This is a genomic window from Methylomonas rhizoryzae (assembly GCF_008632455.1).
GTDB classification, from domain to species: domain Bacteria; phylum Pseudomonadota; class Gammaproteobacteria; order Methylococcales; family Methylomonadaceae; genus Methylomonas; species Methylomonas rhizoryzae.
This window is the reverse complement of sequence record NZ_CP043929.1, coordinates 859,376-881,235: the sequence shown is the minus strand read 5'-3', so window position 1 is coordinate 881,235 and position 21,860 is coordinate 859,376. Positions and strand designations below refer to the sequence as shown.

18 protein-coding genes are annotated in these 21,860 nt (G+C 55.2%); 13 read left to right on the top strand and 5 right to left on the bottom strand.

The genetic code is table 11. The annotated features are described in order from the left end of the window. Window positions 1-136 precede the first annotated feature (136 nt). The 5 genes from F1E05_RS04180 to ilvD all read left to right on the top strand — a co-directional run bounded on the left by F1E05_RS04180 (window position 137) and on the right by ilvD (window position 6,704). The gene (locus tag F1E05_RS04180; protein WP_232056775.1) at window positions 137-1,861 is read left to right on the top strand and encodes a L,D-transpeptidase family protein; all 1,725 of its coding nucleotides are present in this window, start codon (window positions 137-139) and stop codon (window positions 1,859-1,861) included. 290 nt (window positions 1,862-2,151) lie between these two features. Beyond that, a complete protein-coding gene (locus F1E05_RS04175) occupies window positions 2,152-3,330 on the top strand; it encodes an acetylornithine transaminase (protein WP_150047018.1) in 1,179 nt (392 codons plus the stop codon). Beyond that, window positions 3,327-4,229, top strand: a complete 903-nt coding sequence (gene argF / locus F1E05_RS04170; protein WP_150047016.1) for an ornithine carbamoyltransferase — start codon at window positions 3,327-3,329, stop codon at window positions 4,227-4,229. Before F1E05_RS04175 ends, argF begins: the two co-directional genes overlap by 4 nt. A gap of 48 nt (window positions 4,230-4,277) precedes the next feature. Further along, window positions 4,278-4,916: a TIGR04211 family SH3 domain-containing protein gene (locus tag F1E05_RS04165; protein WP_232056774.1), complete on the top strand. Its 639-nt coding sequence runs from the start codon at window positions 4,278-4,280 to the stop codon at window positions 4,914-4,916. A 102-nt stretch (window positions 4,917-5,018) separates the two neighbouring features. After that, entirely contained in the window at window positions 5,019-6,704 is a 1,686-nt protein-coding gene (ilvD, locus tag F1E05_RS04160; RefSeq protein ID WP_150047012.1) for a dihydroxy-acid dehydratase, read from the top strand. Window positions 6,705-6,782: 78 nt separating this feature from the next. On the opposite strand, the gene F1E05_RS20710 is transcribed toward ilvD, so the two are convergent. Continuing rightward, entirely contained in the window at window positions 6,783-6,914 is a 132-nt protein-coding gene (locus tag F1E05_RS20710; protein WP_269473493.1) for a hypothetical protein, read from the bottom strand. Window positions 6,915-7,321: 407 nt separating this feature from the next. Here F1E05_RS20710 and F1E05_RS04155 point away from each other — a divergent pair, with 407 nt between their 5' ends. The 5 genes from F1E05_RS04155 (at window position 7,322) to F1E05_RS04135 (ending at window position 13,352) form a co-directional block, all read left to right on the top strand. Further along, window positions 7,322-8,164 (top strand): AlbA family DNA-binding domain-containing protein, encoded by an 843-nt coding sequence (locus tag F1E05_RS04155; protein WP_150047010.1) that lies wholly within the window; start codon window positions 7,322-7,324, stop codon window positions 8,162-8,164. Window positions 8,165-8,181: 17 nt separating this feature from the next. Further along, entirely contained in the window at window positions 8,182-10,413 is a 2,232-nt protein-coding gene (locus F1E05_RS04150) for a spermidine synthase (protein ID WP_150047008.1), read from the top strand. 8 nt (window positions 10,414-10,421) lie between these two features. Continuing rightward, window positions 10,422-11,447 (top strand): UDP-3-O-(3-hydroxymyristoyl)glucosamine N-acyltransferase, encoded by a 1,026-nt coding sequence (gene lpxD, locus F1E05_RS04145; RefSeq protein ID WP_150047006.1) that lies wholly within the window; start codon window positions 10,422-10,424, stop codon window positions 11,445-11,447. Window positions 11,448-11,469: 22 nt separating this feature from the next. Then, complete coding sequence (gene rpiA, locus F1E05_RS04140; protein ID WP_150047004.1) at window positions 11,470-12,171, top strand: ribose-5-phosphate isomerase RpiA; 702 nt, start codon at window positions 11,470-11,472, stop codon at window positions 12,169-12,171. A gap of 101 nt (window positions 12,172-12,272) precedes the next feature. Continuing rightward, complete coding sequence (locus F1E05_RS04135) at window positions 12,273-13,352, top strand: PA0069 family radical SAM protein (protein ID WP_150047002.1); 1,080 nt, start codon at window positions 12,273-12,275, stop codon at window positions 13,350-13,352. A 163-nt stretch (window positions 13,353-13,515) separates the two neighbouring features. Here F1E05_RS04135 and F1E05_RS04130 read toward each other — a convergent pair whose 3' ends face one another. The 3 genes from F1E05_RS04130 to F1E05_RS04120 form a co-directional block, all read right to left on the bottom strand. Then, complete coding sequence (locus F1E05_RS04130) at window positions 13,516-15,099, bottom strand: methyl-accepting chemotaxis protein (protein WP_190303243.1); 1,584 nt, start codon at window positions 15,097-15,099, stop codon at window positions 13,516-13,518. Window positions 15,100-15,225: 126 nt separating this feature from the next. Beyond that, the gene (locus F1E05_RS04125; protein ID WP_150046998.1) at window positions 15,226-17,031 is read right to left on the bottom strand and encodes a PAS domain S-box protein; all 1,806 of its coding nucleotides are present in this window, start codon (window positions 17,029-17,031) and stop codon (window positions 15,226-15,228) included. 304 nt (window positions 17,032-17,335) lie between these two features. Beyond that, window positions 17,336-17,638: a DUF6156 family protein gene (locus F1E05_RS04120; protein ID WP_150046996.1), complete on the bottom strand. Its 303-nt coding sequence runs from the start codon at window positions 17,636-17,638 to the stop codon at window positions 17,336-17,338. A gap of 232 nt (window positions 17,639-17,870) precedes the next feature. Between F1E05_RS04120 and F1E05_RS04115 the strand changes: the two genes are divergently transcribed. From F1E05_RS04115 to F1E05_RS04105, 3 genes are all read left to right on the top strand, one after another. After that, on the top strand, window positions 17,871-19,217 hold the full coding sequence (locus F1E05_RS04115) for a (Fe-S)-binding protein (RefSeq protein WP_150046994.1): 1,347 nt from the start codon (window positions 17,871-17,873) through the stop codon (window positions 19,215-19,217). Then, a complete protein-coding gene (locus tag F1E05_RS04110; RefSeq protein ID WP_150046992.1) occupies window positions 19,214-20,914 on the top strand; it encodes an AAA family ATPase in 1,701 nt (566 codons plus the stop codon). The genes F1E05_RS04115 and F1E05_RS04110 overlap by 4 nt, the downstream gene beginning before the upstream one ends. 199 nt (window positions 20,915-21,113) lie before the next feature. Continuing rightward, complete coding sequence (locus F1E05_RS04105; protein WP_150046990.1) at window positions 21,114-21,332, top strand: Nif11-like leader peptide family natural product precursor; 219 nt, start codon at window positions 21,114-21,116, stop codon at window positions 21,330-21,332. Between the two features lie 100 nt (window positions 21,333-21,432). On the opposite strand, the gene F1E05_RS04100 is transcribed toward F1E05_RS04105, so the two are convergent. Continuing rightward, entirely contained in the window at window positions 21,433-21,747 is a 315-nt protein-coding gene (locus F1E05_RS04100; protein ID WP_150046988.1) for a hypothetical protein, read from the bottom strand. Window positions 21,748-21,860: the final 113 nt, after the last annotated feature.

Below are 21,860 nucleotides of genomic sequence, written 5' to 3'. Positions count from 1 at the left end.
AGCGCCGGCGAAAATCAGGGGGGATCAAGCCGTTGCATCCCCCGCTTCTCAAACCGAACGGCTTAAGGTTTTCCTGTCGTCGGCGAGTTAACTAAACACTCGCCTTTCCTATGGGCCTTTGTGTATCGAGTCTATTATGCAAAATCATGGGCGCCAATCCGGGACTATTCCCCGCGCGTTTTATCTGATGCTGTTGGCATTACTGCTGTTTTCCGCGCAAACCGAATCGGCAACCGATAACGCCGGTGCAAAAGACGCAACGGCCGATGCGCTCAAAACCCTCATCGCCGGCAAACGCAATCCGCTGCTGAGTTCGCCGGATTTTTCCCCACTCGCCGAACAGCTAGCCTCACTATATCGGCAAACCGGTTACCAACTGCTCTGGTTACCCCCAAATCGAAATCATACGGCGGTCGAACAAGGTCTGACGATGATTGCCCAGGCCTTTGCGGACGGACTCGACCCGCGCTATTACGATGCCGAACTGCTGCGGAAAAATTTGACCCTGGCCGGCTCGATAGCGACCGGCGCCGTGCAAGAACTGGCAGAATTCGACACCGCTTTTTCCATCGCTTTTTTGCGCTACGCCAACGACTTGCATTTTGGCAGGGTCAGCCCGCAGCAACTCGATTATCCGCAAACCTTCGGCAAAAACCGAACCCTCGACATTCCGGCGTTGCTGGCGCAAGCGCTCGAACATCAAACGCTCAATAAACTGCCGGACCAACTGCGGCCGAAATTCAAACAATACCGGCAATTACAAAACGTATTAGCCGCTTACCGAAAGTTACCCAAAGAAGCCAACCGGGAAGCCTTGCTGTTCAATGCATCACTGCATCCGTTCGAGACTCACCCGCAAATGCCATTGCTACGGCAACGTTTAATTCAAGCCGGCGCGATGAGCCCGCAATCGCTCGCAGAAGACACAATCTATTCGGAAGTGCTGCAACAAGGCGTAAAAAACTTTCAACTGCAGAACGGCTTGCTGGCCGACGGCATCATCGGCACGGAAACCGCCGCTAAATTGAACGAAACGCTGCAACAAAAAATCTTGCAGATCGAACTGGCTTTGGAGCGCTTGCGCTGGCTGCCGGACGACATCGACGGTCCGCTGATTATTGTCAACATCCCGGCTTTTCAATTATGGGCCTTCAACGATAACGACGATAGCGAACCGTTGAATCTGAAAGTCATCGTCGGCAAAGCGCTGCAGAACCCAACGCCGGTGTTGTTCGAAAAAATGCGTTATCTGGAATTCATGCCCTACTGGAACATCCCGCAAAGCATTCTCGATAAGGAAATTCTCCCCAAACTATACGAAGACATCGGCTACTTGGAGAGCCAGGACATCGAGCTGGTGGAACGTAACGAAAGCGACGCCGACTCCTGGGACAGCGTATTCGAAGACCTGAAAAGCGGCCGGGTTCGGGTCAGACAACGCCCCGGCAAAAATAACCCGCTGGGCAAAGTCAAATTCGTCTTTCCCAATAAAGAAGACGTGTATTTGCACGACACCTCATCGCCCAGACTATTCGAACGCAGCCGCCGCGATTTCAGCCACGGCTGCGTGAGAGTTGCCCAAGCCGATAAATTGGCCGAATTCGTATTAAAAAACCAACCGGACTCCGATTGGAATAACGAAAACATTCTGCAAGCCATGTCGGACAGCAAAACCCGCCGCGTATCCTTAAAAAATCCTATCCCTGTGTTATTCATCTATTCGACTTCTTTCGTCGATCAGCAAGGCCAAGTCCATTTTTATCGGGACATCTATCAACAAGATCAGCTGTTACTGAAAGCCTTGGACAAAAACCTCGACCAGTCCGGACAAAATATATTGAGCGTAAAATCGCAGGGTTAAGGCGATTGCCAACATAAATGTAACCGAATGCCCCGGGATTGTTGTTCAGCTCAAAGGCGTCAGCCGGATAGTTTTTTCGCAGGAAAACGCCTCCCCCAACAATCGTCAATCAAGGGCTTGCTAACAAACGCCGTCGCCCGCCCGTGATCAGCAAGCCGAGAACAAACGCGGGATGCGACTTGGCTAAACCGAACACAAGAATCCTGTTGCTAAGCGGGGAGCAAAAAAATATAATCGCGGCTTTTTTTTAGCTCCGTCCGAACTTGTAACTCCTTCTTGCTCTTAACAAAATGACCACACACCTTATGCCTACCTATGCCCGGCAAGCAGTGAAATTCGAGCGCGGCGAAGGCGCTTGGTTATGGGATTTGGACGGAAACCGCTATTTGGATGCGGTCGCCGGCATCGCGGTCTGCAACTTGGGACACGCCCATCCGGCGGTGCACGAAGCCCTTTGCCGACAAAGCCAGCGCTTGATTCATAGTTCCAACTTATACGGCGTCCAATTGCAAGAAGACTTGGCCGATAAGCTGTGCCAACTGAGCGGGATGCACAACGCCTTTTTTTGCAATTCGGGGGCGGAGGCCAACGAAGCCGCCATCAAAATCGCCCGCAAATACGGCCACGACAAAGGCATCGCCGAACCCATAGTTGTGACTATGGATAAAAGCTTTCACGGCCGCACCATGGGTTCGTTAAGCGCGACCGGCAATCTTAAAATCAAACAAGGTTTTGCTCCGCTCTTACCCGGATTCGCTCACGTCCCTTATAACGACATCGGTGCGATCCGCGCCGCGGTACAAAACAACCCCAACGTCGTAGCCATATTGGTCGAACCGATACAAGGCGAAGGCGGAGTCAACATCCCGGCCGCCGATTATTTAAACCAGATTCGCGGTTTATGCGATCAATTCGACTTGTTGCTGATGTTGGATGAAATCCAAACCGGCATAGGCCGTACCGGTCGTTTCTTCGCCTATCAGCACAACGGCATTCTGCCCGACGTTTGTACCTTGGCCAAAGCCTTGGGCAACGGCGTGCCAATAGGCGCCTGTTTAGCCAGCGGCAAAGCCGCATCGGTGTTGACAGCCGGCAATCACGGCTCGACTTTCGGCGGCAACCCGTTGGCCTGCAGCGCGGCGCTCGCAGTATTGGACACCTTGACGCATAGCGATTGGGTGCAACAAGCCGAAATCAAAGGCGCACAAATTTGTAACGCTATCGCCGAACAAACCGCCGGCAATCCGCATGTCGTATCGATCAGACATAAAGGCCTGATGATAGGCATAGAACTGGATAAACCCTGCGGCGCGCTGGTGGGGATGGCCCTGCAAAAGCATTTGCTGATCAACGTCACTGCAGACAACACCATCCGCTTGCTGCCGCCCCTGGTCATAGACGACCGGCAAATCGCCCAACTAACGGACACGCTATCCGCGCTCATCCAAGCATTCACCGTTACCCCATGAAACCCATCAGACATTTCACCAGCCTGCTCGATTTGACCGGCAGCGAGTTACGCACTCTGATTCAGCGGGCCATCGAATTGAAAAATCATCGCGACCCCGACTTTCAACCTTTGAAAGGCCGAGTGTTGGCGATGATCTTCGAAAAATCGTCCACGCGTACCCGAATTTCCTTCGAATCCGGCATGGTGCAATTCGGTGGCAGCGCGATTTTTCTATCGCCGCGCGACACCCAATTAGGCCGCGGCGAACCCCTGGAAGACAGTGCGAAAGTCATCTCCAGCATGGTCGATTGCATCATGTTGCGTACCCACAAACACGAAACGGTCACCACCTTCGCCCGACACTCGCGGGTTCCGGTCATCAACGGCTTAACCGATTTGCTACACCCCTGCCAGCTGTTGGCCGATATGCAGACCTATTTCGAACGGCGCGGCGACATCGCCGGTAAAACCGTGGCCTGGATAGGCGACGGCAACAATATGTGCCATTCCTATATCAACGCCGCCAGACAATTCGACTTCAAATTGAACATCGCTTGCCCGGACGATTACCGGCCGTCAAGCGCCATCGTCGAACCGGCTACCGACCGAGTCGCCTTTTGCGCCTCGCCCGAACAAGCCGCTCAAAATGCCGACCTGGTCGTCACCGACGTCTGGGCCAGCATGGGCCAGGAAGAGGAACAAAAAAAACGCGAAGTGGCGTTTCGCCACTTTCAAGTCAACACGCAAACCATGCAAGCCGCGCATCCGGACGCCTTGTTTATGCACTGTTTGCCGGCTCATCGCGGCGAAGAAGTCAGCGCCGAGGTGATAGACGGCCCGCAAAGCGTGGTATTTCCGGAGGCCGAGAATCGCCTACACGCGCAAAAAGCGCTGTTGGAATTTCTCATCTGTGGATAATTTCGATAAAATCGTCGGCTTATTGTCGATCTCATAAAGAGCCTTGCCGTGAAAAAATGCATACTCCGCCTACTGATTTTCATCGCCGGCAGCGGTTTGGCACATGCCAGAACGGGTTACGTAACCGACAGCGTAGACCTGCCCATACGTAGCGGCGAAAGCGAACGCAGCCGCATCGTGCGCATGCTGCCTAACGGCACGCCGCTAAACATCCTGGGCGACAACACCGAAAACGGCTACACCTACGTGCAAGCCGCCAACGGTGCCGAAGGTTACATACTCACCCGCTACATCAGCAAGGAACCCAGTGCCAAAGCGCAATTGGAAGCGCTGAACAAAAAGCTGGAAACCTTGCAGGAAGAAAACAAAGCCTTAAAAACCTTGCAAGTCGGCAGCGAAGAAATGGGTAAGGAAAAAGACCGCCTAGGCACCGAATTGGCCGAACTGCAACAGACAGCCGCCAACGCCATCCAACTGAAACAACAACGCGACCAATTGCAAGAACGGGTAGTGACCGTCGAACGGGAATTACAGCAATTGAAACGCGAAAACCAAGCGTTAACCGACAGCACCAATCAAGACTGGTTTTTGTACGGCGGCGGCTTGGCGCTGTTCGGCGTATTATTAGGCTACATTCTACCCAAGCTTAGCTGGCGCCGCCGCTCCAGCGGCTGGGACACGTTTTAGCCGCCTACCAACCATGATTCGCCACCGCCGTTAACCGGCACCCCCGCTTTGCCGAGCCCGCGCAAGGCAACATTCGATTCATTCATTATTCGACGTAAAGCCATGACCGACAAAACCCGCCAATTTTCCTCGCTCGTCGTCGACGGCATGGAGCGCGCGCCCAGCCGCGCCATGCTGCACGCCGTCGGCTTCAACAACGAAGACTTCGCCAAACCGCAAATCGGCGTTGCGTCGACCTGGAGCATGGTTACGCCCTGCAACATGCACATCAACCACCTGGCCGACGACGCGGCACGCGGGGTGGACGCTGCCGGCGGCAAGGCGGTGATATTCAACACCATTACCATCTCCGACGGCATCTCGATGGGTACCGAGGGTATGAAATACTCGTTGGTGTCGCGGGAAGTGATTGCCGATTCGATCGAAACCGTAGTCGGCTGCCAAGGCTTCGACGGCGTGGTCGCCATCGGCGGTTGCGACAAAAACATGCCGGGCTGCATGATTGCGCTGGCCCGTCTGAACCGGCCGGCCATCTTCGTCTACGGCGGCACCATCCTGCCCGGCTGCCACAACGATAAAAAGCTGGACGTGGTGTCGGTGTTCGAAGCGGTCGGCGCCCGCGCCAACAACCAGATCGACGACGCCGAGTTGGCGGCCATCGAAGCCAAAGCCATACCGGGCGCCGGCTCCTGCGGCGGCATGTATACCGCCAATACCATGGCGTCGGCGATAGAAGCGTTGGGTATGAGTCTGCCGAACAGTTCGGCACAAGCGGCAATCTCCAACGACAAAAAACTCGATTGCGAGCGCGCCGGTGCGGCGGTGCTGGAACTCTTGCAAAAAGACATCAAGCCACGCGACATCATGACCAAAGCGGCCTTCGAAAACGCCATTACCGTGGTGATTGCGCTGGGCGGTTCCACCAACGCAGTGTTGCATTTATTGGCGATGGCCAACGCCACCGGCGTCGATTTGACGCTGGACGACTTTACCCGCATCGGCGCCAAAGTCCCGATGCTGGCCGACCTGAAACCCAGCGGCAAATACCAAATGGCCGAATTGGTGGAAATCGGCGGCATTCAACCGTTGATGAAAGAATTGTTGAACATCGGCCTGCTACACGGCGACTGCCTGACCGTGACCGGCAAAACTTTGGCGGAAAATCTGGCCGGCGTCCAAGACTATCCGGCCGGACAAGACATGATCCGCCCGCTGGACAACCCGATCAAGAAAGACAGTCATTTGGCGATTTTGTACGGCAATCTGGCGGCGCAAGGCGCGGTGGCCAAAATCACCGGCAAGGAAGGTTTGGTGTTTACCGGCAAAGCCAAAGTGTTCGACGCCGAAGAACAAGCCTTGAAAGCGATTTTGGACGGCAGCATCGTCAAGGGCGATGTGATCGTGATCCGCTACGAAGGTCCAAAAGGCGGCCCCGGCATGCGGGAAATGCTGTCTCCCACCTCGGCGATCATGGGTAAAGGCCTGGGCAAGGACGTCGCGCTGATCACCGACGGCCGTTTCTCCGGCGGCACCCATGGCTTCGTGGTCGGCCACATCACCCCGGAAGCGCAGGTCGGCGGCACGCTGGCCGTCGTGCAAGACGGCGATCAAATCACCATAGATGCCGAAACCAAGCAATTGACCCTACACGTCAACGAGCACGAAATCGCCCGTCGTTTCGAAAAGTGGCAAGCGCCCGCCCCGCGCTACACCCGCGGCGTATTGGCCAAATATGCCAAATTGGTCAGTTCGGCTTCGCAGGGCGCGGTCACCGACAATTTGGACTAAGCCGACGCCGCGCCGGCGGAGTGCGAGGGCCGCCGCATCGCCCTCACCCGCCTGGCGCGCCGAGTGCAATCGACCGGGTCAGCGCCGTTTCAGGCCCATGCCGCCTAGCAAGGCCGAAGTAAACAACCAAACCACACCTGGCAAGTCGCAACCGGCACTTCCAGACAGGGCCGGTATCAAATTCATTTTCCGCACTGCGTTATTTCGCATGTTGACTCCGCGTATCGTTCTAACGGGCATAGCAACTGTAACGTTAACCGGCCGCGTTTAGCCGCCTTCGGTTAACTAAGCGCTAAAACACTGAATAAATCCGCGGGTTTCAGTTAACATAGCGGCTGCAGCTCGGCTCAAGCGGCGAACATACCTCTAACACGGTAACGCCCATCTTTAGTGCATCTACGGTGAAACACCTATTCAACAGCGCATGCTCATCATGGCAAATCTCTCGTTTAGAACGGTTTAATCCGGTAAATGCCACGATTTAAAAAACCACAACGTCCCGACGTGCTAAGGCGTTTTATCGACGCTGCCTATGCTGCATTCAACAAGCGCGGCACCGCCTGTCGGCTAACGGTTTCAATGCATATATCCCCATCGAATTCGGACATTCCCGCGCCATGAAACGCTTTTTGCTGCAGTTGCTGGAAATCTGGAAACAAAAACTGAAGATTTATTTTTTTGCCGCCTGGATAGGCGCCGGCATGGGCATTTTCCTATTGGCGCCCAGCTACGACTACATCAGCTCCAGAGAGCGCAACGCCGACCCGCTATCGTCTATCGAATTCGTCCTGACCCAATTTTCGGAAGTCGTCACCGGACAGATCAACCAAAACAACATCATCGTGTTTTACGCCGAAATCGGCGCCTTGCTCGGTTTGTTGTCGCTGGGTTTTTACCAGGTGTTGCACAAACGCCTGCTGGATTTGGACGCATTGAAGGCCGAACTGGACAAAGATTTGCCCTCCATTGTCCGTCAAGGCGAAGGGCCGTTGTTGGAATTCAAATCGTCGCTGCGCTGGGACCTGCAGGAATTGCGGGTCAACCGCAATCTGGAAATGGTGATCATGAAAACCTTGGCGGGTTTTTTCAACAGTCACCTCGGCGGCACCTTGTTGATAGGCGTGGCGGATAACGGCGAAATCCTGGGTTTGGAGCCCGATTACCAAACCTTGAAACGGCCGGACCGCGACGGCTTCGAACAAGCCTTGATGACCGGCATTTCCGCCAATTTAGGCGCGGATCTCTGCCCTAGCGTGCACGTGCTGTTTCACGTCGTTGACCATAAAGACGTGTGCCGGGTTATCATTTCCCCGGCCATTCGACCGGTATTTCTAAACCAGGGCAATACCCCGAAATTTTTCGTGCGCACCGGCGGCGGCACCCGCGATCTCAACATACAAGAAGCGCTGGATTACGTAGCAGGCCGCTGGAAAACCACCGCGTTACGCAGCCGAGTCTAATAACAACAATAGCTGACATGACCTCTTCTTCAAAACATGCTTTATCGCCGGTGGCATTATTCGCCACCACCTTGTTCCTCAGCGCGATGCTGATGTTCGTGCTGCAACCGCTGTTCGGCAAATTATTACTGCCTCTGCTGGGCGGCACGCCGGCGGTCTGGAACACCTGCATGGTGTTTTATCAGACACTGTTGTTCGGCGGTTATTGGTATGCCCATCGCTTGAGTAGCCGGGCCGGCGACTTGCGGCAAATTCAGATTCACACCGCACTGATGATATTCAGTGTCTTGGTATTGCCGGTGGCCCTGCCGGAACAAGCCGAGCCGCCCACCGACGGCAATCCCGCGTTTTGGCTGATCCGCACTTTGTTCGTTGCAATCGGTCTGCCGTTTTTCGTGGTCTCCGCGACGGCGCCGTTACTGCAAAAATGGTTCTCTCACTTGGGCCACCGCAGCAGCAGCGACCCTTACTATCTATACGCCGCCAGTAATGCCGGCAGCTTGCTGGCCTTGCTGAGTTATCCTTTTTTGCTGGAACCCAATATCGGTTTGGCCGATCAACGGCTGCTCTGGAGCATAGGTTACGGCTTGCTATGCCTGCTAATCTTGTCCTGCGCTCTAGCCCTGTGGCGCAAACATCCGGAATTACCAAGCGACGATGGCGCGGATGCCGAAGCGGATCCTGAAACCGACCTGCCGCCGCCCGGGCGTTGGCAGGAACTGCATTGGCTGGCTCTGGCTCTGGTGCCGTCCAGCTTGTTATTGGGCCTGACACAATACATCAGTACCGACATCGCCGCGGTTCCGCTGCTGTGGATAGTGCCGCTGACCTTGTACCTGCTGAGTTTCATTCTGGTATTTTCCAAATGGGCCGCTTGCATACACCCCGCCATGCTTGCCGCTCAACCGGCGGTACTTTTGCTGTTCATCGCTTATTCCTTCATTAATCCGGCGGTGCTGCCTTATTGGCTGGATCTGATTCTGCATTGCTTGGCGTTCTTTCTGGCCGTCATGGTCTGCCACGGCGAATTGGCCAAACAACGGCCGCCGGCTCGTTACCTAACCCGGTTTTATTTGATCATGTCGTTTGCCGGCATGTTAGGCGGTCTGTTCAATACCTTTGTAGCGCCGTTTATATTCAACGCGGTCTACGAATATCCGATCATGATAGTGGCCGCACTGTTACTAAGGCCGGGTTTCCGCAGCGGCCGCTGGTGGTGGCAAACCATATTCCCGCTTGTCCTTTTGGCATTGGGTTTTGGCATCTACTTCGGCAGCGACGACTTGTTTCAGTATCTCGACGTCATCGGCGGCGCCTTGATCCTGCTGGCCGGCCTGACCTATTCCGTACGACACCACCCGCTGGGACTCGGACTTTTAACTGCGGTGATCCTGATATTCGCACTAGGCTTGCATAGTTTGGCCAGCAACACCTTGTTTCAAGAACGGACTTTTTTCGGCGTGTTGTCAGTACGCGCAACCGTGATAGCGGACGAACGCAGCCGGCCGGAAAAAGTTCACGAACTGTACCATGGCACTACCAAACACGGCGCCGAACGTTTGACCGCCAGCCAGATCACCACGCCTTTAACCTATTACAGCCGCCCTGGTCCTATCGGCCAGTTGTTCGCCGAATTCGACGATCAAAACGGCAACTGGCGGATAGGCGCGGTCGGCCTGGGCGCGGGTGCCTTAGCCTGCTACGCCAAACCGGAACAAAACTGGAGTTTCTACGAAATCGATCCTTTGGTGGTCAAAGTCGCGCAAGACCCGACCTGGTTTCATTATCTGCAACGCTGCAACCCGCAAGCGCACATGGTCATCGGCGACGCCCGCTTATCCCTGGAAAAAGAAAGCGAGCAAAGTTTCGATTTATTGATCATGGATGCCTTCAGCTCCGACGCGGTGCCTACCCATTTGCTGACCCGGGAGGCCTTGCAACTTTATTTGAACAAATTGAAGCCGGACGGCCTGCTGGCATTTCATATCACCAACCGCCACCTGGCTTTGAAAAAAGTTTTGGCCGACCATGTCGAAAGCCAAAAACTCGCCGGCTTGCTTCAAGAGTTCAAACCGGAAACCGACATACCCTTGGTAGTCGCTACCGACTGGGTGGTGATCGCTAAAAACCCGCAGCGCCTGGACAAGCTGCAACACAGTCCGCTCGGCCATTGGCAAAAATTGCCGCTAACCTTCGGTCTAAAACCCTGGACGGACGACTTCACCCACATCATAGGCATTTGGAAATAGGACACAGCATGCAAATAACGGAATTAGCCCGCTTATGCGGCGCCGAAACACGCGGCGACGGCGGCGTGGACATTTTATCGGCCGCCGACATCATGTCGGCCCAAGCACACCAAGTCACGGTACTCAGCGACGGCAAATACAAAAAATATCTGAAAGATTGCCGCGCATCGGCCTGTTTCATTTCCGAAGCGTTACTGGACGCCGATGTGCCGGCCGGCTTAACCCTGTTGGTTTGCGCAGACCCGGAAATCAGCTTCATTGACGCCGTCAAAGCCCTGCACCCGGAACCGGCTCTCGAGAGGCAACTATCGGAACGTGCCGCCATCGCCGCCAGCGCCGAACTCGGCAGCGACGTACACGTAGGGCCGTTCGCCAGCATAGGTCAACATAGCCGGGTCGGCGACGGCAGCACCATAGACGCCAATGCCCATATCGGCAATCAGGTGGTGATCGGCAAAAATTGCCGGATTTACCCGAACGCGGTGATCTACGATCGCACCCAAATCGGCGATAACGTGACCATTCATTCCGGGGCCATCATAGGCGCCGACGGCTTCGGCTATAAATACCGCGGCAACCGGCACGTCAAAGTCCCGCACGTCGGCAACGTGGTCATAGAAGACAACGTGGAAATCGGCGCCAATACCTGCGTAGACCGCGGCGCTTTGGGTTCCACCCGCATCGGCTGGGGCAGCAAAATCGACAACTTGGTGCAGCTGGGCCACAACAATCAGGTCGGCAAAAACGTCATCGTCTGCGGACAATGCGGCATCTCCGGATCGTGCGAGATCGGCGATGGCGCTATCTTGGCAGGCAGCGTCGGCGTGGCGGACCATGTCAAAATAGGTAGTCGGGCGGTGGTGATGGCGCGCAGCGGCGTCTCGCAAGACATAGCGCCCGGCAGCCAAGTCTGGGGCAGCCCGGCCAAAGACCGCAAAGTGATCTGGCGCGAATTGGCCGCGCTGGCTAAACTGCCGGAATTGTTGCAAAAAGTCAAAGACCTGGAAAAGCGCTTAAATCAATTAGAATCCTAAACCCTCTTGCCCGGAGCCCGCCATGAAGGATAAACAACGCGTCGCCGAACATGCCGCCCAATTGATTCAAGCCGATATGCTGGTCGGATTAGGCACAGGTTCCACCGCCAATTTTTTTATCGAAGCTCTGGCGCGCCGCCAGCAACAGGAAGGCTTGGCGCTAGAAGTCGTATCCAGCTCGGTGGTCAGCGCAATAAAAGCCCAGCAGCTAGGTCTCAAAATTCGCGGCATGGAACATATCAGCCGGCTGGACGTTTACGTGGACGGCGCCGACGAAGTCGCGCCGGATCTGACCTTGTTGAAAGGCCGCGGCTCGGACTTGGTACGGGAAAAACTGCTGGCCAAAGCCGCCAAGGCCTTCTGGGTATTGATAGATCCTAGCAAACGCGTGGAACGCATCGGCCAGAACTTCCCTATCCCGATAGAAGTGCTGCCGTTTGCCTGGCAATTGCTTAGCCGCAGCTTGGAACAAATCGGCGGTCAACCGAAGTTGCGCGCCAACGGCGACGGCTTGTTCGTCACTTCGTCGGGTAGTTTGGTGCTGGATACCGTATTCGATCCCGCACTGGACGGCAAGACCCTGAACGACCGTCTGAACGCGCTGCCCGGCATCCCCGAACACGGCATCTTCGCCGACCTGGCCACCGCGGTATTCTGCGGCCAAGACGGCGCGGTGCTGGAACACCGCGACTTGCCGCGGGTACCGCCGCGCCGGCCGGAATGAAGCAAGCCGTAACTTGCCGCCGGCCACCCCACCTCGCGATCGGGAATGAACCGTGCTTGCCCTGCTGGCCTGGGTAAACCGGTTTTCCGCCGTGCCGACCGATGACAAAGCGCCCCTTGGTGTATAAAGGCCGCGGCAGCGTCAGTAACGCAGCCGGCCGCTTCGAAAAGCAAACCACACGCTGGGAAGACGACGGCTGGAACGGTTTGGACGCGGATTTGCCGCCGCTAGCGACCGAGACCATCGTCGATACCAGCCGCAGCCTGATCACTTACAACCAATCGCCGGACATCCCGTTCGACCGCTCCATCAACCCTTACCGAGGTTGCGAACACGGCTGCATCTATTGTTTCGCCCGTCCCAGCCACGCCTACCTGGGCTATTCCGCCGGCTTGGATTTCGAAACCCGCATTCTGGTCAAACCGGACGCCGCCGCGATCTTGCGCGACGAACTCGGCCGGCGCAACTACCGCTGCGCTCCCTTGGCCTTGGGCACCAATACCGATCCTTACCAGCCTTTGGAACGGCAATTCGGCATCATGCGGCAGATATTGCAAGTCTTGGCGGAATGCCGTCATCCGGTGAGCATCGTCAGCAAATCCGCGCTGATCGAACGCGATATCGATATTTTGGCGGACATGGCGGCACAAGGACTGGCCTCGGTGTTCATCTCCATCACCAGTCTGGAGCGGGAATTGGCGCGTAAACTGGAGCCGCGTGCCGCCGCACCCCAGCGCCGACTGCAAACCGTAACCCGGCTGCGCGCCGCCGGCATTCCGGTAGGCGTCATGGTCGCTCCGGTCATACCGGTATTGACCGACCCGGAGCTCGAGCGCATCGTCCGCTCCGCCGCCGAAGCCGGCGCGCAAAGCGCCGAATACATTCTGCTGCGCTTGCCGTTGGAGGTAGCGGATTTATTCCGGGAATGGCTGCAGCAGCACTATCCGCTGAAGGCCGAACACTTGCTGAACCGGGTACGCGACAGCCGGGACGGCAAGGTTTACGACCCCAGCTTTCATCAACGCTTACGCGGCACCGGTGCCTACGCCGACTTGATCGGCCAACGCTTTCGCTTGATCAGCAAGCGCACGCAACTGCATACGGCGCTACCGGCTTTACGTTGCGATTTGTTTCGCAAACCCGCGCCGGGCGGACAAATGAGTTTCGATTGCTTCGATTGATTTCCAAGCGGGCATAAAAGCATGCAACCGCCAACGATTGCGACAAAGCCCGCCTAGCCTGTGGTCGCAAAGCCTATTGCCGATTGAAAATATGCTGCGGCGGCCAGCCTGCAGCATTTCTAACGCAAAGGCGCCCGACAATTCAAGCGACGGAATAGCCGGGCTAAATTTTGAATTTTTCTGTTGTTTGGCTGAGCGCCGCAGAGATTTCTTTAATCTGCTCGGCCAACAAGGCCGTTTCATCCGCCGCTATGCTATTGTTGATCGCACCGTGGGAGACCGTCACGATGTGTTGCGAAATATCCTTGGCCGCCAGTGCCTGTTCCTTAAGCACCCGGGTAATCTCGATCACAGCATCGCATACTTGGCTTGCTTCGGTTCGGATGCCTATCACGGAATCACCGGTCTTGTGTGCCAGCTTTACCCCTTCGGCGGCATTGACGACTGCCGTATCCATGTTGATTACCGCGTTTGCGGTTCCGGCCTGAATCTTGCCGATCATTGCGGCAATTTCACAGGTGGATTCCGCAGTCCTGACCGCCAGCTTGCGCACCTCATCCGCAACAACCGCAAACCCCCGCCCGCCGTCCCCCGCCCGTGCGGCTTCGATAGCCGCGTTTAAGGCCAGCAGGTTAGTCTGGGTGGCAATCTCTCGAATCACATTGACGATCCCGGTTATTTGTACAGACATCTCCTCCAGTTGCTGGATACTCTGGGCGGTCGTATGAACCGCTTCGCCTAGTTTGCGCATCTCCTCCGCGGCGTCATGGATGATTTGACCGCCGGTGTCCGCTACCGCCGAGGACCGTTCGCTTGCCGAAGTCACATTGTTGACCCTGTCTCCGATAGATTCGAACGATGCCAATAATTTCTCCGTTGCCTCGGACATGCTTGAAACCGCCTCGTATTGGGATACCGCAGTTTGCGCCCCATTTGTCGCGGATGCGCTGAGCCTGTTGGAAAATTGGGTAAGCACTTCCGAGTTACGCTTTAAGGTAGCGATTACCTCATGCTGGTTGTTGCGCATGATGGCTATCGAAGCCACCAACGCGCCGATTTCGTCGTCCAGACTGGCAGGAATAGGCTGGAGCAGGTTGCCTGTGGCTATGGCAATCGAAGTTTCCGCAGTCTGTTTTAGGGTAGCGGTGAGATAACGAATAACACTGATCGCGATCAGAAGAATCAGCATTACCCCGAGAGCGGAACTGAAAAGGATTTCTTCGCTTCCGGCATATTTCAGCGTCAGTGCCAAGATAAAGGCAATCGGCGCCAGCGTCATCAACCACAAACGTTGACAGATGTTCAATCTGTCGAGCGGGTTGAGCGATGCGTTGGCGACTCTGCCTTCGCGCAACTTGATTTTTTCCCCCTTGGCCATGCGTTTGTAGAGCGCTTGCGCCGAGCTTACTTCCTCAGTGGTCGGCATGACGCGCACGGAGGTGTAGCCGCTTTTATCCGGCAATGGTGTGATTGTTGCCCGCACCCAGTAGTAGCCGCCGTCCTTGCGACGATTCTTAATGATGCCACTCCATGGTTTGCCCCGTTTAAGGGTATCCCACAAATCTCTGAACGCTTCCTTCGGCATATCGGGGTGGCGCAATATGTTGTGCGGCTTGCCGATCAGCTCTTCCAGGCTATACCCCGAAGCCTGGACGAAGTCGTGATTGCAATGGGTGATGATGCTCTTCCCATCCGTGTGGGAAATAATGGTCATGTTGGGAGATAACTTGTACTCATCTTGCGCCATGGGTCGTGCTGTAATGAAGTTCGGGCAGGAAAGCATACGTAATTGAACCCCAAAAATAACCACCGCTATGTGGTATTTTTCTGGCTCATATATGCTAAATAAATGCAGACGAGGCGTTGGTTTGCGCTAGTTGCTTGTCAACAGACCGTGATCGATTGCAAATCGGGTGACTTCAGCGGTGCTGTGCAGACCTAACGTTGCCATCAGGTTGCGGCGATGCGAAATGACCGTTGCGGTAGACAGGTGCAAACGCCTGCCGATTTCCGCCGATGTCATACCGGAGGCAATCATACCGAGCACTTGCCGCTGCCGCTTCGTCAAGTTTTCGACCGATTTTTTTTCGTCCGCTTTGCCTAGCGAATGCGACGAACTCTCGCGGATCAGCGCTTCGATCCGCTTCAGCAAATTCAACCCTTCTTCATTCAGGCGCTTGCGCTGGCTGACATCCAGTATCGTACCCACCATACGCAGCGGGGCATTGTCTTTGAGCCTTCGAGTCACCTTGCCTCTGGCTTCGACCGAAACCCAATGGCCGTCCTTGTGCCGCAACTGGAGTTCACTCTCGAAACTAGCGGTTTCGCCGTGCAAATGAGATAAAAGTTTCTGTTTTAAAGCTTGTAGACCTTTGGGATTGATCAAATTCATCCAATCGGCTTCATCGTCGCCCAGCTCTGCTTTGGTATAGCCCAGCAATTCGAACCAGCGATTGCCCGCCGTGACTTTATGCTCAGGAATTTTCCAGTCCCATATGACCAGTTCCGATCCCGCCAGCGCCATTTCCAGACGTTCATCGCTTTCCCGCAGGTCGGACTCGATTTGCTTGAGGTCGGAAATGTCTTGTACCGTCCCGACCGCCCTGATTAGCTGCCCGTCAACATCGAATTGCAGATCGGCCATTGCCCTGATCCAGCGGATCTGGCCTTGCACCACGATGCGGTAGGTCATGTCATACGGTGCACCTCGCAAGGCGGCACGCCAAGCAATTTCAACGTTGCGTTGATCGTCGGGATGCACGCGCGCGAACCATTCAACGAATGTCGTTACCCCCGTATCGTCAAGATCGAACAATCGAGCCGTTTCTTTGGTCATACTGAAGGTTTCAGTATCGCTGCCCATCGCGAAACTACCGATTCGCGCGACCGACTGGGCACGTTGCAGCCTTTCCTCGCTTTCACGCAGGTTTAATTCAACCTGCTTGAGCTTGGTAATATCTCTGCCAACCGACTGAATTTCCTTGAGGACCCCATCAACGCCATAAAACCCTCGATTGACGAATTGCATCCAACGTACGTCGCCATTGCCGTCAAATACCCGGTTTTCGATGGTCACGACCGGATGGTCCTGCGACATTTCGCGGAGCTTGGCCTCGATCATCGGCAAATCGTCCGGATGAGCTATTGGTTGCCAGCAGTGATTACCCACCAATTCATCAGCGGATTTTCCAAATACCCGGCAATAGACGTCATTGACGAACAGGAAGGTGCCGTCCGGCAACAATCGACTGATCACCTCGATCTGATCTTCCACCACCGACCGATAACGCGATTCGCTCTCTTGCAGTTCCCGGGCCGTTCGGTACCACGCGGTTCTGTCGACGATGGCACCGACTATCGCGTCAGGCTCGCCCACAAGACTTGAAACATTGAACTCATACCAACCCGTCGTACCGTCCTTGCGTTGCTGCGGAATGGTTCCGGAGTAGCTGTTCCCGTTGGCGATCGCCGAATTCGCCTCACGTCGGAATGATTCATAGCTCTCTTGATCGAGAAACAGCATGCGGATGGGTTGCCCGATCAGTTCATCCGGGTCGTAACCCAAAATGCGGTGCAAGGCCGCATTGCCCCATACGATGCGCATGTCCTCGACTATTAAAAGAGCAACAAAATCGCTGTTCAGAATGGCGGCTGATTGGCCGATTGAATGCTTAAACACGAAGTAGCCTCGGCTTATGGGTAACAGGGAATTTTGGCAGATGAAGACGCTTTAACCGTCGAGTAATTGCTCCCTGCGCAGCTTACTCACGGCTTGCGCGGTTCCCCCCCAAATAGGACAGAGCGCCAATGCCAATTTTGGCGTTACGATAGTATGGCAGCTCGGAGAATAAGCTGCCTTTGGGTTGCTTGTTAATTGACCAACACAATGCCCCCGGTGTAACACGGTCGAACGCCGTATCCGGGGTTGACAAGCCTAACCGATAGGTCGGCGCCGGGAATCAACGCGCCGAGGCTATGACTGTTTATTCTTCTACGGCTTGCCCGGCCGCATCAAAATGCAACACGGTCAGTTCGCCGTCCGCATCGGTAATTTCGGCGCGTCTCAGTACGCCGCTGTCGTCGTATTGGTAGTCGTGCAGTAGTTCGGTTTCGCCGTATACCAGTTTTTCGCAGCGGATTAAACGCTGGTCGGTATCGAAATAGCCGCGAAAATAGGTATTGCGGTTAGCCAAACCGCTGCCTTCGAATTCGTTGACCAGCTTCAACGGCAGTTTTACGCCGCTATAGCTAATGAAATAACGGCAAGTGTAATCGTCCAAGTTCATAAAGATTTCGCATTGATAAAACCATACCAAAAGCAAGGTTTGTGCCTCGTGACCTTTGCGCTAAGACCAAGCTTGGCGGCGACCTCATGGAAATTGGCTGTCGGTTTAGCGGCCGAAAGTCGGAAAATTGTAGGACTTACTACATTGCTTCGCCGCCGCCGCCCCCAAGGTAAGGACTTTGTTGGCTGGCGCCGAATTTGCTTGAAGCCGGTTTTAAACTCGCTACGACATTATGAAACTGTTTCTCGATTGGTCGTCTTACGAAAACGCCGGGATGGGCGATGCGTATGCCGACATTCCCAAACACGGCGCCGATTTTGCCAAAGCCGTGGCTGTCTGCATCGGTAGCCGGCAATGCGAACAAAAATCCGCTAAAGGGGTGATGTGTCCGAGTTACCGGATCAGCGACAATCCGTTGCTGTCGCCCGGCGGCAGAGTCAAGTTATTGAAAGCGGCGTTGAACGCCGAAAATCCCCTGGCCTTGTTCGACAAAAGCCTGGAACAAGCAATGGCGCTGTGCGTGAGTTGTAAAGGCTGCAAACGGGAATGCGAAAACGAAGTGGATATGGCTTTGATCAAGGCCGAATTCTTGGCGCAAAAAACGGCGCAACAAGGCATACCGCTCAGGCGCCGCTTATGGGCCGAAACGCCGCGTTTGCTGGCGCTGCCGGGCGTACGCCGTCTGATCGCCCGGCGTAACGCCAGCCTCTGGCTGAGAGCACTGGGAGAAAAGTACTTGGGTATTAGCGCGGCGGCGCCATTGCCGTTACCCGCCGAGCGGGCGTTTCAGTGTAAACCCGCCCTAGCCGACCGGAATGATCGCTCCGTGGTGCTGTTCGTCGACACCTTCAGCCGCTATTTCAACCCCGCCGCTGCGGACGCCGCTGTGCGTTTGTTGGAATCCGGCGGTTACCGCGTGCACGTGGCCGGCGCGGAAGATAAAACCCGCCGTCCCTTGTGCTGCGGCCGCAGCTATTTTTCCAACGGTTTGATCGACCGGGCCAAGAGCGAGGCTCAGCGCTTGCTGGCAGCGTTGTTGCCGCACATCGACGCGGGCAGCACTATCATCGGCTTGGAACCGTCTTGTATCTTGAGCTTGCGCGACGAATACCTGAAATTGGGCTTGGGCGAACCGGCGCGCAAGCTAGCCGAAAAAGTTTTGTTACTGGAAGAGTTCATCGTCCGGGAGCAAACCGGCAACCGTTGGACCCTGCAGTTCGCGGCCATCCCCGCGCTGCCCAAAGTATTGATGCACGGCCATTGTCACCAGAAAGCGGTCGGGGCCGTCAAGTCCATGCGTAAGCTGCTCAAACAAATTCCCGGCTTGCAATTCGAGTTGATCGAGTCGTCGTGTTGCGGCATGGCCGGCAACTTCGGCTTGGAGGCCGAACATCACCCGCACGCCCAACAAATGGCGGAATTAGCGTTATTCCCCGCCTTACGGTCCACACCCGAAGCCGTCTTGCTGAGCAACGGATTTTCCTGTCAGCAACAAATCGCCAACGGCGGTTTCAGCCAACCGTTGCATTTAGCCGAATTGCTTTGTCTTGCCTTACCTTCCCCGGAGTCGTGTTCATGAAACTAATCATAGAAAAACGCCATCTCGAACCCTTGATGTCGGAACATCCGCGTTTGCATAGCCTGTCCGAGCATTTACGCTTCGGCAACAAGGCACACGTGCTTTACGACCAATTAAGTCCCGCCGAGTTAGGCAGTCTCGCCGATTTGTACGCGCAGGAAGGCGATACCTTGCAGCAACAGGCTGCGATGTTGAAGGCATTGAGAAGCGCCCTGGCCGACCAGGGCAGCCGATACGGCGCCGACCAATTGGAAATGTTGCTGCCCGACATCGCCAGTTATTTGCTGGAGGGCGCGATTCGCGGCTGGTTGTTTCAAGTGCAGGGCAACGGCCGTACCCACGCCTACTTGATTACCCGCTTGGATTACACGCCGCCGGGCGAAGAAGAAGCCGGGCGGATTATGCTGGAGTTGAAAGCCAATAGTCGCGGCAAAATTGCCATCGAAACCTTAATCATCCGCGCCAAAGATTTGGACGGTAAAACCATCCCCGAGATTTTCGCCGCCAAAGGCTTTTTAAAAGAAACCGCCGATTTGATTGCCAGTTACGACGAAACCTCCGCCCGCTACTTCGATTGGCGGGCGCGTTACGGCGAACAGTTTTCAGGTTGGGGTACCGGAATTTACGCCGAGGACCCCACCGCTAACCAGCGCAGCAACGATTGGACCCGCAAAAGCACCGTGATTATGTCGTCGGGCGGCGGCGCCTGCCGTTTAGTCAACGACGAAAACATTTTGGCGGAGCGGGCGCTGAGTTTGGACGCCTCCGGCGACATTCTCGGCAAATACCTGCGCAAGGCCGGTAGAAGCATGCGTTACGACAGCAAGGCCGAGCAAGCCATGGAGTCGTTTAAAGAGGAAATTCCGGCCGGCCTGTTCACCGAGCTGCCGGTACACGGTTATATCTTGATGTTTCATTTGGAGCTACACCACCACGTGTGGGTATACGTCGACGATATGCTGCCCTACCAATACCAGCCGGAACTGAAACAAAAGTTGATTTTGCCGCCCGAGCAAACCGATCTGATCGATATATTAACGGCGGAAATGGACATGTTGATGGACGACATCGTAGCCGGTAAATCCGGCGGTACTACAGTGTTGTGCGCCGGTCCGGCCGGGGTGGGCAAAACGCTGACGGCGGAGGTGTATTCGGAGATCATCAAACGCCCCTTGTACCGGGTGCACTCCGGGCAATTGGGCCTGAACGTCGCCGAAATGGAAAAGACCCTGAAAGACACGCTGATTCGTGCTCAACGTTGGGGGGCTGTCATGCTGATCGACGAAGCTGACGTGTACATCAAAAAGCGCGCCGACAATCTGGCATCCAACGCGGTGGTCGGGGTGTTTTTAAGGGTATTGGAATATTTCAACGGCTTGTTGTTCTTGACCACCAACCGGGTGGACGACATCGACGAAGCCATCGTGTCCCGCTGTATCGCGATGATACGCTATCACTCCCCCGACCACGTCGACCGCTGCAAAATCTGGCGGGTCATGACCGAGCAATTCTCGTTGCCGGTGGCGGAAGGCTTGATCGACGAATTGGCGGCGGTCTTTCCCGAGGCCACCGGCCGCGACATCAAAGGGCTGACCAAACTGGTCGCCAAATTTTGTCAACAAAAACAATTGGCACCGACCATGGAGGTATTCAAGCGCTGTTCGGTATTTCGCGGCTTAGCCTTGGCGCAAGCTTGACAGACTATCAAAGCGAGGATTGTCGTAAAAGCGACAAACGCCTCGCGAATTGTCGGCCAATCGAATCACCGTAATTCCTTGTTGACTGTAAGGCATTGATATTCAATGATTCGATTAAGCCGGATAAATTGGTCATATTTTTGCTTATAGAGATAACGGAATATTCCACTTAAATTGTGTTTATTTTACGGAGTCATCTATGTCTGTTAAGGTCATTAAAGAATTTTCAGAAAAGTCTAAGGTTGACGAGGGCTTGAAAGAAAAATTGAAAGCCTGTATGAAAATTAAAGAACTGATTGCGCTGGGCGCCGAATACGGCTTCGAAATCGACGAAGTGTCTTTGTATCCGCCTAACGAGCCGCAATTCGTCGAAGAGCAATTGTCCGAAAAATTGATCAAAGCTTTGCTGCGCGCATAGGGAGCTGCTCGATAGGAACTGCGCTGCTCAAGGTTTGGCGGGCACCGCGCCCGTTCCCAAAGCAGCGCATACCGCCGCCTGAGCGGCGGAGGCCAGGGAATCAATGGCGTCTGTATCTTCCATCCGCGTCGGGAGTGAGGACGCCAACCGGCCTGTCGAAGGTAAAGCCGGCCGGTTTGTAAATCAGCATGTCGGCAGTCAGATCGAAGGCATCGTGCGGCGGACTGATGTTGGCGAACGCCGTGAAAGGCACTAGGGCCACGAAAGCCCCGCAACCCGCTACCGTAGCCGCAAGACCCAACGGTCTATATAGAATCAAATCCAAAAATTCGCTGCCTTGCGGTTCCTGGGCGTATACCGGCAACCCGGCGAGCAGTGTCAACGTCACAACCAGTCGTTTCACTTTAAACTTCATTGTTTTCTCCTAAATTAGACCGGCGGCTTGCTTTACCTCATTCGTAAAAACCGCCCGTCTCCTATTGCGCGTCCGGCATTGCTTAAGGCGAGCGGCCACGGGCGGCCTCCCGC